General features: G+C 70.2%; 14 protein-coding genes. 5 read left to right on the forward strand and 9 right to left on the reverse strand.

The window, feature by feature from the left end; all coding sequences use genetic code 11:
* The first annotated feature begins 66 nt into the window (after window positions 1-66).
* Complete coding sequence (locus tag Adu01nite_RS15645) at window positions 67-699, forward strand: pyridoxamine 5'-phosphate oxidase family protein (protein ID WP_203727579.1); 633 nt, start codon at window positions 67-69, stop codon at window positions 697-699.
* Here Adu01nite_RS15645 and Adu01nite_RS15650 read toward each other — a convergent pair.
* Genes Adu01nite_RS15650 through Adu01nite_RS15660 form a run of 3 tightly spaced genes read right to left on the reverse strand, consistent with a single transcriptional unit; the run spans window position 597 to window position 2,539 of the window.
* The gene (locus tag Adu01nite_RS15650) at window positions 597-1,244 is read right to left on the reverse strand and encodes a hypothetical protein (protein WP_203727580.1); all 648 of its coding nucleotides are present in this window, start codon (window positions 1,242-1,244) and stop codon (window positions 597-599) included. The two genes, Adu01nite_RS15645 and Adu01nite_RS15650, sit on opposite strands and share 103 nt — an antisense overlap.
* Before the next feature lie 4 nt (window positions 1,245-1,248).
* On the reverse strand, window positions 1,249-1,641 hold the full coding sequence (locus Adu01nite_RS15655) for a nuclear transport factor 2 family protein (protein WP_203727581.1): 393 nt from the start codon (window positions 1,639-1,641) through the stop codon (window positions 1,249-1,251).
* Window positions 1,625-2,539: an AraC family transcriptional regulator gene (locus Adu01nite_RS15660; RefSeq protein WP_203727582.1), complete on the reverse strand. Its 915-nt coding sequence runs from the start codon at window positions 2,537-2,539 to the stop codon at window positions 1,625-1,627. The genes Adu01nite_RS15655 and Adu01nite_RS15660 overlap by 17 nt, the downstream gene beginning before the upstream one ends.
* Before the next feature lie 92 nt (window positions 2,540-2,631).
* Here Adu01nite_RS15660 and Adu01nite_RS15665 point away from each other — a divergent pair, with 92 nt between their 5' ends.
* Window positions 2,632-3,447 (forward strand): NADP-dependent oxidoreductase, encoded by an 816-nt coding sequence (locus Adu01nite_RS15665; protein WP_203727583.1) that lies wholly within the window; start codon window positions 2,632-2,634, stop codon window positions 3,445-3,447.
* A 56-nt stretch (window positions 3,448-3,503) separates the two neighbouring features.
* Here Adu01nite_RS15665 and Adu01nite_RS15670 read toward each other — a convergent pair whose 3' ends face one another.
* From Adu01nite_RS15670 to Adu01nite_RS15685, 4 genes are read right to left on the reverse strand one after another with little or no spacing between them, the layout of a single operon-like run.
* Window positions 3,504-5,480: a beta-galactosidase gene (locus Adu01nite_RS15670; protein WP_239132441.1), complete on the reverse strand. Its 1,977-nt coding sequence runs from the start codon at window positions 5,478-5,480 to the stop codon at window positions 3,504-3,506.
* Window positions 5,481-5,536: 56 nt separating this feature from the next.
* The gene (locus Adu01nite_RS15675; protein ID WP_203727585.1) at window positions 5,537-6,868 is read right to left on the reverse strand and encodes an ABC transporter substrate-binding protein; all 1,332 of its coding nucleotides are present in this window, start codon (window positions 6,866-6,868) and stop codon (window positions 5,537-5,539) included.
* 26 nt (window positions 6,869-6,894) lie between these two features.
* On the reverse strand, window positions 6,895-7,782 hold the full coding sequence (locus tag Adu01nite_RS15680; protein ID WP_203727586.1) for a carbohydrate ABC transporter permease: 888 nt from the start codon (window positions 7,780-7,782) through the stop codon (window positions 6,895-6,897).
* Entirely contained in the window at window positions 7,782-8,687 is a 906-nt protein-coding gene (locus Adu01nite_RS15685; RefSeq protein ID WP_344518102.1) for a carbohydrate ABC transporter permease, read from the reverse strand. Before Adu01nite_RS15685 ends, Adu01nite_RS15680 begins: the two co-directional genes overlap by 1 nt.
* 210 nt (window positions 8,688-8,897) lie before the next feature.
* Between Adu01nite_RS15685 and Adu01nite_RS15690 the strand changes: the two genes are divergently transcribed.
* Window positions 8,898-9,902: a LacI family DNA-binding transcriptional regulator gene (locus Adu01nite_RS15690; protein WP_203727587.1), complete on the forward strand. Its 1,005-nt coding sequence runs from the start codon at window positions 8,898-8,900 to the stop codon at window positions 9,900-9,902.
* Here the strand turns inward: Adu01nite_RS15690 and Adu01nite_RS15695 are convergent.
* Window positions 9,897-10,283, reverse strand: coding sequence for a hypothetical protein (locus Adu01nite_RS15695; protein ID WP_203727588.1), 387 nt, complete (start codon window positions 10,281-10,283; stop codon window positions 9,897-9,899). The two genes, Adu01nite_RS15690 and Adu01nite_RS15695, sit on opposite strands and share 6 nt — an antisense overlap.
* A 110-nt stretch (window positions 10,284-10,393) precedes the next feature.
* Here Adu01nite_RS15695 and Adu01nite_RS15700 point away from each other — a divergent pair, with 110 nt between their 5' ends.
* Both Adu01nite_RS15700 and Adu01nite_RS15705 read left to right on the forward strand, forming a co-directional pair.
* The gene (locus tag Adu01nite_RS15700; protein ID WP_203727589.1) at window positions 10,394-11,809 is read left to right on the forward strand and encodes an alpha/beta hydrolase family protein; all 1,416 of its coding nucleotides are present in this window, start codon (window positions 10,394-10,396) and stop codon (window positions 11,807-11,809) included.
* Window positions 11,810-11,819: 10 nt separating this feature from the next.
* Window positions 11,820-12,422: a GtrA family protein gene (locus Adu01nite_RS15705; RefSeq protein WP_203727590.1), complete on the forward strand. Its 603-nt coding sequence runs from the start codon at window positions 11,820-11,822 to the stop codon at window positions 12,420-12,422.
* Here the strand turns inward: Adu01nite_RS15705 and Adu01nite_RS15710 are convergent.
* Window positions 12,354-12,923: a TetR/AcrR family transcriptional regulator gene (locus tag Adu01nite_RS15710; protein ID WP_239132442.1), complete on the reverse strand. Its 570-nt coding sequence runs from the start codon at window positions 12,921-12,923 to the stop codon at window positions 12,354-12,356. The two genes, Adu01nite_RS15705 and Adu01nite_RS15710, sit on opposite strands and share 69 nt — an antisense overlap.
* Window positions 12,924-13,003 lie beyond the last annotated feature (80 nt).

Here is a 13,003-nt window from a genome sequence, read left to right on the forward strand (position 1 = left end):
CCTGTGCGATCAAGTCACTACTGGGTGACACTGTGGCCCGGTAGTGCTGCGGCAGGGAGGGCCATCATGAACGACGGTGAGCGGCAACTTCAGGACAGGCTCGGCAGCCGGGAGCGGGCCGACACCTTCCACGCGCGACAGACCCTCGATCACCTCAACGACCGGATGCGCGGCTTCATCGGGCGGCAGCAGATGATGTTCGTGGCCACCGCCGACGCCGGCGGGGGCTGCGACAGCACCTTCCGGGCCGGGCCGGCCGGGTTCGTCCGGGTGCTCGACGCCGGGCACGTCAGCTGGCCCGAGTATCGCGGGAACGGGGTCATGGCCAGCCTCGGCAACATTACCGAGAACGGCCACGTCGGACTGTTGTTCATCGACTTCCGGGACGTCATCGGGCTGCACGTGAACGGCACGGCCGAGATCGTCGAGGACCCGGACGAGGAGGCGGACGCCCCGCCCGGGCGACGAGCCCGGCTCTGGGTCGTCGCCCGGGTGCAGGAGGCCTACATCCACTGCGCCAAGCACATCCCGCGGATGGTCGAGCTCCCCCGGCAGCGCGGCCGCGACGCCACCATGGAGCAGCCGAAGAAGAGCGACTACTTCGTGCCGGGCGGGTCGGCGAACCAGCCGGTGGCCGGGCGCGGCGACGGTTCGGGCATGGTGGGCTCCTCCGGGGGCTGGGGTGGCCAGAGCAGCTGACTCCGCTCGGCGGCGGCGCGGATCGCCGCGCCGTCGAGGACCGTGCGGGTCTCCGGGATGCCGAACGACGGCCAGGCCAGCACGACCGTGACCGGGCCCTCGGGCGGCAGCGGCGACACCCAGTACTCCTGGTCGACGGTCAGGTCTCCGCCGCCGCCGCTCGTCGAGACGATCATCAACCCGGGATCCTCGGACGGGCCGTCCCTCCGGGTGTCGTGCAGGGTCGACGCCCGGCTGCCGTCCGCGTACTCGATGCCGAGCAGCAGGCGATCCTCCAGCGCCGGCGAGTGGTGCGGGTGGTGGGAACCGACCAGCGCCAGCAGGCCGCCGTGGCTGGTTTCCGGCCGGGCACGGCGCAGCCGGACCGCGAGGGTGAACCGGAAGCCGCCGGAGAACACCTCGACCCCGGACAGCCCGACCGCGGTGTCCTCGGTCCGGCCCAGCACGGCGCTGAGCCCGGCCGCGGCCGGCAACTCGTTGTCGGGCGCCGAGGTGCGCTGATGCCACTCGCTGATCTGCTCCGGCGTCAGGTCTTCGCTCCACATGGCGTCATTCTCCCGCGATGCCGGGCGCAAAGTAGTCCCGTAGGTGGGCTATCCGCCCCTCGCGCAGGCGAAACAGCTGGAGGAGTGAGATCGTGGTGCGGCGGCCGTCGGGCCGGTCGAGGACGGTGTCGATCTCGGCCATGAAGACGTCGGGGTCGGCGGTGTCGTGCAGAACCGCGGTGCTGAGCTCCATGTTCAGCGTGCCCAGGTCGGCCGGCTGCTGGTGGTAGACGCCGATGCCGGCCCGGATCGCCTCGCGGCCGGCCAGGCGGTGCCCGGACAGCGGCGCCTCGTAGACGCCGTCCTCGGTGAACAGGTCGGCGATGGCGTCGGGATTGCGGGTGATCGCGCCGGCGTAGATGTACCGCTCGAAGACTTCCTTATGCGTTTGGCTCACTCTCCAGCATTGCACTTTTCCCCCGCCGAAATCTGCCCGGTGCGGTGCCGAACCGGCGCTTGAAGGCGTGCGCGAAGGCGAACTCGGACGCATAACCGACCCGGCCGGCGATGGCGGTCAGCGGGGCGTCGGACTCCTGCAGCAGGCGGGCCGCGGTGGTCATCCGCCACCAGGTCAGGTAGGTCAGCGGCGGGCGGCCGACCAGATCGGTGAAGCGGCGGGCGAACGGCGCACGGGACAGGCCGGCCTCGGCGGCCAGCGTGGCGACGGTCCACGGGCGGGACGGATCGCGGTGCATGGCGGTCAGCGCGGCCGACAGCGCCGGGTCGTTGAGGGCGGCCGGCCAGCCCGGGCCGGCCGGGTTGCGGGCCAGCCAGGTGCGCAGGATGTGCACCAGCAGCGTGTCGAGCAGCGCCGGGATGATCGCGTCGGCGCCGAGGCGCGGGTGCTCCAGCTCGGCGGCGAGCAGGTCGACCGTCGGCCGCAGCCCGGGATCGGCCGGGAGGTGGATGAGCGGCGGCAGGTCGCGGATCAGCGGGTGCACGCGGGCCGGGTCGAGCTCGTACGCCCCGCAGAGAGTGACCGTCGAGTAAGGACCCGGTGATGCCGGTGGCGGCGGATCGTCGGGGTTGCAGGCCGGACCGGTGGGCCGGGTCGACGGGCTGTCGGCCAGGGTGTGGCCGTGCCCGTGCGGCCGGAAGACGACGTCGCCGACCGCCAGCCGGACCGGGTCGGTGTCGGGGGCGGTGAGCCAGCACGGGCCCTGCAGGACGATCTGGAAGCCGGCCGAGCCGGGGACGGACGCGAACTGCTGCGCCCACGGCGCCGGCCAGCCCACCCGCGCGGAGCGAGGCCGGCCGGTACGCATCAGGGTGATCACGTCGCTGAGGACGTCCATACGCGCCAGCTTAGCGACGATCACGCATGAAACCGCGACCACAGAGCATGGCTCGTCTCGGCGGTCGGCCATAGGTTCGACGTGTGCGAGCGATGCGAATTCATGAGTACGGCGATGCCTCCGTGATCCGCCAGGACGAGATCCCCCGGCCGGTGCCGACGCCCGGTGAGGTGCTGATCCGGGTCGCGGCGACCTCGTTCAACCCGTCCGACATCGGCATCCGCCGCGGCCTGTTGAAAGAGATCCTGCCGATGGACCTGCCGTACGCGCTCGGCATCGACGTCGCCGGCACCCTCGTCGACGGTGGTGATCGGGTCGTCGGCCGGGTGGACACCGGCGGGACCGCGGCCGAATACGTCGTCGCCGCGGCCGACAGCCTGGTCGCGGCACCCTCGACCGTGCCGCTCGCGCACGCCGCCGCCCTTCCGATCGCCGGTCTCACCGCGTGGCAGGCGGTCTTCGAGCACGCCGAGCTCAAGCCCGGCCGGCGGGTCCTGATCAACGGCGCGGGCGGCGGGGTGGGCGGCTTCGCGGTGCAGCTGGCCAAGTACGCCGGCGCCTACGTCGCCGCCACGGCCAGTCCCCGCAGCGCCGAGGTGATCCGCGGGCTCGGCGCCGACCGGATCGTCGACTACACGACCGAGCCGCTGCCGGACGACGTCGACGTGATCATCAATCTCGTGCCGGACGCCCGGCTGCCCAGCCGTGGCGCGATCGTCTCGGCGACCGGCCCGGTTCATTTCGTGGCCCGCAACGACACCGCCCAGCTCGCGGCGCTGGTCGAGCTGGTCGACGCCGGGGTCGTCCGGATCGACATCGGCGCCGAGCGACCGCTGTCCGAGCTCGCCGACGTGCACCGGGACGCCGAGGCCGGCCGGACCCGCGGCAAGGTCCTGTTGGTGCCGTAATGCAGAGCGACCCGGTGGCGCGGACGCCACCGGGTCGCTGCTCGCGCCTGGAACGGTCAGGCGCGGATCACCGCCACTCCCCTGGCGGCAAGAGTGGGCTCGGCGGCGCCGAGTTCGGTGATGTCGATCGGCTCGTCGGTGCGGTTCAGGACGAAGCGGAAGTCGCCGCGCTGGGCGAGCTCGACCCGGCCGCGCAGGTCGGACGGGAGCTCGCTGCCGACGCCGGCCCGCTCCAGCAGGGTGCCGAGCACGGGGGCCAACCCGTCGGGGCCGAGGCGCGTCGAGACGTACGCGGCGGAGCCGTCACCCACCGGCCGGCGGGTCACCGCGGCGTGGCCGGCCAGCTCGCCGGTCTCGTAGGCGGCGAGCACCTCGACCGACTCGTCGGCCAGGTCGATCCGGTCGGTCCACAGGCTGCCGGTCGTGCCGTTGGAAAGCGTGGCGGTCTCGTCGTCGAGCAGCGGGGCGAACTCCTCGATCCGGATGCCGAGCAGGTCGCGCAGCGCGCCCGGGTAGCCGCCGAGCCACACGTGGTCGCGCTCGTCGACGATGCCGGAGAAGTACGTGGTGACCAGGTGACCGCCGGCCGTGACGTAGGCGTCGAGCCGCTTGGCCAGCTCGGCCGGGACGACATGGAGAATCGGGGCGATGAGTACGTCGTACTCCTCAAGCGGTGCCGAAGGCGGCACCACGTCGACCCGGACGCCCAGGTTGAGGAACGCGGTGTACCAGTCCAGGGCCTCCTGGCGGTAGCGGAGCCGGTCGGTCGGGTGCGAGTCGAGCTCCGACGCCCACCACGACGTCCAGTCGAAGACGATGGCAGCCCGGGCCCGGGTGCGCGGCGTGCCGGCCAGGTCGGCGAGCGACGCCAGCTGGGCGCCGAGCGCGGCGACCGAGCGGAACAGATCGCTGTCCGCACCGGCGTGCGGCAGCATCGCCGAGTGGTATTTCTCGGCGCCCGCCTTCGACTGCCGCCACTGGAAGAAGCAGACCGCGTCGGCGCCGTGCGCGACGTGGGTGAGCGAGTCGCGGGCCAGCTCGCCGGCCTTCTTCGCCTTGTTCACCGGCTGCCAGTTGACCGCGCTGGTGGAGTGCTCCATCAGGAACCACGGCTGCCCGCCGGCCAGGTTGCCGGTCAGGTTGGCCGAGAAGGAGAGCTCGTCGAGCGACTGCGGGCCGGGCAGCCGGTAGTGGTCGTTGGAGACGAAGTCGACCTCGGTGGCCCAGTCGGCGTAGTCCATCCCCTTCGTCTCGCCCATCACCATGAAGTTGGTGGTGACCGGCACCTCGGGGGTCAGCGACCGCAGGACGGCCCGCTCCGCGCGCAGGTAGTCCTTGAGCGCGTCGGAGGAGAACCGCTTGAAGTCGAGCTGCTGGCCGGGGTTGGGGTGGGTGGCGGCCAGCCGCGGCGGGATGACCTCGTCCCAGGCGGTGTAGCGCTGCGCCCAGAACGCGGTGCCCCAGGCGTCGTTGAGCTCGTCCAGGGTGACGTAGCGGTCGCGCAGCCACTCGCGGAAGGCGCGCGCGGCGTCGTCGGAGTAGTCGTAGACGTTGTGGCAACCCAGCTCGTTCGACACGTGCCAGGCGACCAGCGCCGGGTGGCTCGCGTAGCGGGTGGCCATCGCCTCGACCAGGCGCAGCGCGTGCTCGCGGAAGATCGGTGAGGTCGGGCGCCACTGCTGGCGGCCGCCCGGCCAGATGATGTGGCCGAGCCGGTCCACCGGCAGGATCTCCGGGTGGGCGGCGGTCAGCCACGGCGGCGGGGACGCGGTGGCGGTGGCCAGGTCGACCGAGATGCCGTTGGCGTGCAGGAGATCCATCGCGTCGTCGAGCCAGGCGAAGTCGTACTCACCCGGCGCCGGCTCGAGCTTGGCCCACGAGAAGATCGCCAGCGAGACGATGGTGACGCCGGCCTCGCGCATGTGCCGGACGTCGGAGTCCCACACCGCGCGCGGCCACTGGTCGGGGTTGTAGTCGGCGCCGAACTCCAGGCGCGGGGCTCCGGCTCGACGCAGCCAGCGGGGGGAACTCACGAGGTCTCCTTGCATTGGTCGGGGGCCCGCGGTGCGACGCGGGCCCCCGGGTGTCACTACTTGACGGTGAAGCCCTGCTCCGTGCCGTACTTGGCGGACTGGTCCTGCCACGCCTTCAGGCCGTCGGTGAGGGTGGTGCCGGAGACGTACGCCTTGCCGACCGTGTCGTTGAAGATGCTGTTCGAGTAGACCTGGAACGGCAGGTACGACCAGCCGGTGACCACGTTCTGGGCCGACTTCGCGAAGATCTCGTTGGCCTTCTGGCCGCCGAAGTACTTGAACTCGGTGTTCTGGAACGTGGTCGAGTTCAGCTGCGCGGTGGTGGCCGGGAAGGCACCGTTGTCGACGCGGATCTGCACGCCGTCACCGTCGTTGGCGAACTTCATGAAGCCGTACGCCAGCTCCTTGTTCGCGCCCTTGTCCATGATCGCGAGCGAGCTGCCGCCGTTCTCGGCGCTGGCGGTGGCGCCGGCGGTCCACTGCGGCAGGTCGGCGACCCGCCACTTGCCGGAGCCGCCCGGGGCGCTGGAGGTGAGGTTCGCGGGCATCCACGCACCGGTGGAGATGGAGGCGATGGTGCCGCCGGCCATGCCCTGGAACCACTGGTCGCTCCAGCTGGAGACCGGTGCGATCAGCTTCTCGGTGATCAGCTGCTGCCACACCTTGGCGAACGCGGTGGCGCCCGGGTCGGTGAAGTTGATCGTCACGTTGGTGCCGTCGACGGTGTACGGCTTGCCGCCGGCCTGCCAGATCAGGCTGGTGGTGAGGCCGGCGTCGCCGGTGTCGTTGGTGATGTACACCTTCGGGTCGGCCTTGTGCAGCTTGCGGGCCGCGTCCAGGTACTCGTCCCAGGTCTTCGGCACGGCGATGCCGTACTTGTCGAAGACCTCCTTGTTGTAGAACAGCGCCATCGGGCCCGAGTCCATCGGCAGGCCGTAGATCTTGCCGCCGCTGTGCACCGACGACCACGGACCGGGGGTGAAGTCGGCCTTCAGGTTCTCGGCGCCGTAGCCGGACAACTCGGTCAGCGACTTGCCGAGGGCGAACTGCGGCAGCGCGAAGTACTCGATCTGCGCGACGTCCGGAACACCCTTGCCGGCGGCGACGGCGTTCTGCAGAGCGGTGTACTGGTCGTTACCGGTGCCGGCATTGACCAGGTCTACCTTGACCTTCGGATATTTTTCCTGAAATTTCGTGACGACCTGCTTCAGGGTGGGCTCCCACGCCCACACGGTCAGCGTGCCGCCCTTTTCGAGCGCGGCAGTCACGTCAGCATCGGAAACGGTGCCGGATGACGACGACGAGTCCGAAGAATCGTCGCCGCCGCCACAGGCGGCCAGGCCCAGGGAAAGAAGGGCTGCCGCCGCAATCGGCAACAACTTGCGCATGGAGGAGGGTCCTTTCACGGGAGGGTTCATTCCTTCACGCTTCCGGCGGCCAGACCCGACTGCCAGTAGCGCTGGAGAAGCAGGAACGCCGCGATCAGCGGCAGGATCGTGAGGAGCGATCCGGTGATGACGAGGTTGAAAACGGCCTGGCCACCGGCGGTCGCGGCCTGTGCGTTCCACGCGTTCAGGCCGAGAGTGATCGGGTACCAGTCCGGGTCCTTCAGCATGATCAGCGGAAGGAAGTAGTTGTTCCAGGTGGCGACCGTGCTGATCAGCAGCACGGTGACGATGCCGGGAGCGAGCAACGGCATCGAGATCTTGAAGAACGTACGGAACTCGCCCGCACCGTCGACCCGGGCCGCCTCGATGATCTCGTCGGGGACGGCTTCGGCCGAGAAGGTCCACATCAGGTAGAAGCCGAGCGGCGTCACCAGCGACGGGATGATCACGGCCCACGGGGTGTTGGTCAGGTTCATCTTGCTGAACATGAGGAACGTCGGCACGGCCAGGGCCGTGCCGGGGACCGCGACCGCGCCGATGACGATCGCGAAGACGCCCCGCTTGCCCGGGAAGTCGAACTTGGCCAGCCCGTAGCCGGCCAGCGTGGCGAGGATCGTGGCCCCGCCGGCGCCGACCACCACGTACAGCAGGGTGTTGCCCAGCCAGCGGACGAACACGCCGTCGTCGTACGTCAGCGTGTCCTTGATGTTGGAGAAGAGGGCGAACTTGCCGTCGTCGAACCAGAGGCCGAACGACGTGAACAGGCCGTCCTGCGTCTTGGTCGCGTTGATCAGCAGCCAGAGCATCGGCACCAGGCTGTAGATCGCGAACAGCGCGACCAGGCCGGTCAGCAGGTAGCTCTTGCGGCGGCGGCGCTTGGCGCCCGCGGTCAGTTTCGGCGAGGCGGTGCTCATCAGCGGTCCTTGTTTCCGCGCAGCTGCACGACGTACGCGATGACCATGGTGACCAGGGCCATGATGATCGCGACGGTGGCGGCGTAGTTGTACTGCTGACCGGAGAAGGTCAGCGACGACGCGTAGAGGTTCGGGGTGAAGAACGTGGTGATCGCGTTCTTGGCCAGCGGGCGCAGGATGCTCGGCTCGTTGAACAGCTGGAAGCTGCCGATCACCGAGAAGATGGTGGCGATCGTGATGGCGCCGCGGATGGCGGGCAGCTTGATCGCCGTGATGATCCGCATCTGGCTGGCGCCGTCGATCTCGGCCGACTCATACAGCGAGACCGGCACGGTGGCCAGCGCGGAATACAGGATCAGCATGTTGTAACCGATGAATTCCCAGGTCACGATGTTGCCGATGCTGGCCAGCACGATGTTCGGCGCGAGCGGGTCCAGGGTCGTACCCAGCCAGTCGTTGATGTTCTTGACCAGGCCGAACTGGTTGCCGTACATGAAGCCCCACATGAGCGTGGCGACCACGGCCGGCACCGCGTAGGGCAGGAAGATCGTGACCCGGAAGAAGGCCCGGCCGTAGAGCCGGCCGCTGTCGATCGCGAGCGCCACGATCAGCGCCAGGAGCAGCATGATCGGCACCTGGACGACCAGGAACAGCGAGACCCGGCCGAGCGCCGACCAGAACTGCGAGTCCTGCAGCGCCTTGGTGTAGTTGTCCAGGCCGACGAACGAGTTACCGCCGACGAGCTGGTTGCGGTACAGGCTCAGGTAGATCGTGTACGCGATCGGCGCGAGGAAGACAAAAGCGAACACCAGCATGAACGGGCCGACGAACTGCCAGCCCTTCCACGACCGGCCTCGGCGCTTCACGCGTACGCCCGGGGGCGCCGCCACCTGGGGAACCGCCACTTGCTTCACCTCTTACATCTTGCACCCGGTCGTGCTTATGTTTACGTAAACATGCAGCTCACGGCGCCATGTGCGATTTTGTTTCGGGAAGTTCAACCTCGTGATGTTTACGTAAACATCGTGGTGATAGTTTCACCGCGTCGAAGGAACGTCAAGGAGTCGCCGCCTGTGAACGAAACCGCGCCCCGCCGCCGCGCCCGCGGCGTATCGATGGCTGATGTCGCCCGTCTCGCCGGCGTGTCCTCGCAGACCGTCTCCCGGGTCTCCACCGGCCACCCCGGGGTGGTCGAGTCCACCCGGCGCCAGGTCCTGGACGCCATGCGTGAGCTGGGCTATCGCCCCAACAGCGCGGCGCGGGCGCTGAAGAGCGGCGAGTTCCGCACCCTCGGCGTCATCCTCTTCACCCTGGCCACCACCGGCAACAGCCGGACCGTCGAGGCCATCGCGGCGCAGGCCGCGCAGGAGGGGTACGCGATCACGCTCATCCCGGTCGCGGTGCCGACCCAGGACGGGGTGCTCGGTGCGTTCACCCGGCTCGGCGAGCTCGCGGTCGACGGGGTGATCGTGATCATGGAGGTGCACCTGCTCGACGCGGTCGAGTTGCAGCTGCCGCCGGGCGTGCAGGTGGTGGTGGTCGACTCCGACGCCGGCGACCGCTACCCGGTGGTCGACACCGACCAGGCCGACGGTGCCCGGCAGGCCGTCCGGCACCTGCTCGACCTCGGCCACCGGACGGTGTGGCACGTGACCGGGCCGGCGGAATCGTTCGCCTCCGAGCGGCGCACCCAGGCGTGGCGGGAGATCCTCGAGGAGGCCGGGCGGGCGGTGCCGCCGGTCGAGCGCGGCGACTGGACGGCCGCCTCCGGGTACGAAGCCGGTCTGCGCCTGGCGGCCGTCCCGGACTGCACGGCGATCTTCGCGGCCAACGACCAGATGGCGCTCGGGGTGCTGCGGGCGCTTCAAGAGAACGGGCGCCGAGTGCCGGCCGACGTCAGCGTGGTCGGGTTCGACGACCTGCCCGAGTCGGCCTCCTACCTGCCGCCGCTGACCACCGTCCACCAGGACTTCGCCGAGGTCGGGCGGCGCTGCGTGCAAGGGCTGCTGGCGCAGATCCGGGACTTCCACGGGGAGCCGGGCACGGTGCTGGTGCCGACGACCCTGGTGGCCCGCGCCAGCAGCGCTCCCCCGCCTGTTTTTTCGCAGCGCCTTCTATAGGCGGTGCGGCTTGGGGAACCAGGCCCAGTGGTAGTCGCACCAGACCAGGCCGTCGTAGGAAAGGCCGGCGGTCTGGCCGGGGACCACGTAGCGCCACTTCGCCCAGACCCGGCCCGGGAGCAGCACCTCACCGCCGCGCGCCGGGGCCACCTGCATCTCCACGTCGGCGCCCGGATCGGGGCGGCGGAAATCGATCGGGCCGGCCCACAGCAACTCGTAGCGCTCGCGGGCGCGATCGACCACGGCCGGGGCGAAGACCTTCGGATAATCCTCGGTGCGCGGGCGCAACTCGCGCAGGGTCACGCCGGTGCCGTCGACGGCGAGCGCGCGCAGCAGTGGCTCGAGGCGCTTGCGCAGGTCGGCGGGATCCCAGTCGTACACAACGCACCTCCGTCCGGCTTGGGCCATCACCGTACCGTCGCCGAGCCGACTGCCCACCTCCTTGACATCCACGATCGCCGAGCCGTTGGATGTTACCCGGAGGTAATCACATGATCACCTGGTGGAAACAAGCCTCGCTCGCCGTCATCCTGGCGCTGCCGCTGGCCGGCGTGGGCTCCCCCGCGCTCGCCGCCGACCCGGTGACCTGCACACCTCCGGTCCCGAGCACCACGCAGCCCGGTTATGTCGTTCTCGACCCCAACTGCGAGGCGACGGGTACGCCGTTCACCGCGCTCGCCGGGGCCAAGGTCTACACCGGGATCCGGGACGGCGCGGCCTACCGCATCGAGGTGCCGCAGCGGTGGAACGGCAAGCTTGTCGTGTTCGCCCATGGCTATCGCGGCACCGGCACCGCGGTTTATGTGGACAATCCCGACCTGCGCGCGCACTACATCGACGCGGGCTACGCGTGGGCCGCCTCCAGCTACGCGACCAACGGCTACGACGTCGGGCAGGGGGTGCGTGACTCGTACGCTCTGATCGGTCTTTTCCGGCAGGTGACCGGCGCCCCCGCGCGCAGCGTGATCATGACCGGCAAGTCGATGGGCGGGCAGGTCACCGCGGTCGCGATCGAAACCTATCCGCGCACCTTCAGCGGCGCGATGCCCTACTGCGGCGTGCTCGGCGACACCGAGCTGTTCGACTACTTCCTCGACGCCAACGTCACCGCCGCCGCCCTGACCGGCGTACCGATCACCTTCCCGAAGACCGTGCCGCCCGACTCCTACCAGGACGAGTGGCGGGCGGCCGCGGCCAAGTTCATGCCCGCGCTCGGCGTCACCACCGGCCGGCCGCCGGTCCTCACCGCCGCCGGGAAGACCTGGTCCGACGTGGTCGAGCGGCGCACCGGGGGTGAGCGGCCCGGGTTCGACTCGGCGTTCGCCTACTGGAACACCGCCACCTCACTCGCCCCGCTCAACGACCTGCCGTTCCTGTTCGGCCTCTACCCGGGCCTGAGCGGCGGCACGTCCTACATCGCGCCCGGCAACGTGACCGACAACCGCTTCACCTTCTACCGCAGCACCGACCAGCGGTGGCCGACCGCCGCCGAGTTCCGGCTCAACGCGACGGTCCTGCGCGTCCGGCACACCGCCACCGCCGACCCCGGCCTGGCCGGCATCCCGCGCGTCGACGGCAACCCGCGCATCCCGGTGCTCTCGCTGCACGACATCGGCGACCTGTTCGTGCCGTTCTCGATGGAGCAGGTGTACGCGAAGCGCGCCGCCGCCCACGGAAAGGCCGGCCTGTTCGTCTCCCGGGCGATCCGCGGCACCGGCCACTGCGACTTCACCCAGCCCGAGCTGACCACCGCCTTCGACGACCTGACCGGCTGGATCCGCTCCGGCCACCGCCCGGCCGGCGACGCCATCCTCAACCCGAAGGTGGTCGCCGCCCCGACGTTCGGTTGCCGCTTCACCAACGGAAGCCACCCGACGTACGCGGCCGGGGCTTGCGCCGCTGGCTAGACTCGCCGGAATGTGGCTGAGCCGGCTGTGGGGCAAGCATCACGAGGCAGCGAAGTTCCTCCTGGTCGGGGGCGTCTGCTTCGTGGCCACGACGGTCGTCAACTACGCCCTCAAACTGACCGTGCTGCACCAGAAGCCGGTCACCGCCCTGGCCATCGCGACAATCCTGAGCACGATCCTGTCGTACGTGCTGAACCGCGAATGGTCGTTCCGGACCCGCGGCGGCCGTGAGCGTCACCACGAGGCCGCGCTGTTCTTCGCGGTCAGCGCGGTCGGCATCGTCCTCACCCTGATCCCGCTGTGGATCTCCCGCTACGTGCTCCTGCTGCGGGTCCCCGACGTGTCCCGCCCGGTCCAGGAGATCGCCGACTTCGTCAGCGGCATCATCCTCGGCACGCTGGTCGCCATGGTGTTCCGGTTGTGGGCCTTCAAGCGCTGGGTGTTCCCGCACCCCTCAGCGGGCCGTCCCCGCCGGCGCGGCACCGCCCGCTCCGGCCCGCGAACCCGGCTGGTCCACCGCGCCCGCGCCACGCGCCCGGTCGGTTCACGCGCTGATGGCTCGGATGGCGAGCTCGGCGAAACGCCGGGAAGCGGCGAGTCGCGCGTCGGCTGAGGTGGTGTGCAGGCCGCCGTTCGCGACCAGGATGAGGATCAGGTCGTCCAGGACGAAGTCGGGGTGCAGGTGGCCGGTGGCCTTCGCCCAGCGGGTCAGCTCGGCCAGTGCGGCGAGTGCCTGCGCCCGCGTGGCGGCGAGGTCGATCGCCTGCGGGTAGGCCGCGGTGAACGCCGTCGTGAAGCCTCGGCTCCGGGCGTGCAGCTCCAGCAGTTCCTCGATCACCCGGCACAGGCCACGCCACGGGTCCGGGTCGGCGAGGCCGTCGTCGATGATCGCGTGGCAGGCGTACATCTGATCGGTGAAAGCCTCCGTGACCAGCGCCTGCTTGGTGGGAAACCGCCGGTAGAGGGTGGCCGGGCCGACGCCGGCCCGCCGGGCGATCTCCCGCATCGGCGCATCAAGACCATCGGTGGCAAAGACCGCCCTCGCCGCCTCGAGGATCCGATCCCGGTTGTCCCGCGCATCCGCCCGCAGCGCTTCCGCTCGCGGTGCTTCCACGCGCGGTGCTTCCACGCGCGGTGCTTCCACGCGCGGTGCCTCCACGCGCGGTGCCTCCACGCGCGGTGCCTCCACGCGCG

The sequence above is a fragment of the Paractinoplanes durhamensis genome (genome assembly GCF_016862175.1).
Classification (GTDB): domain Bacteria; phylum Actinomycetota; class Actinomycetes; order Mycobacteriales; family Micromonosporaceae; genus Actinoplanes; species Actinoplanes durhamensis.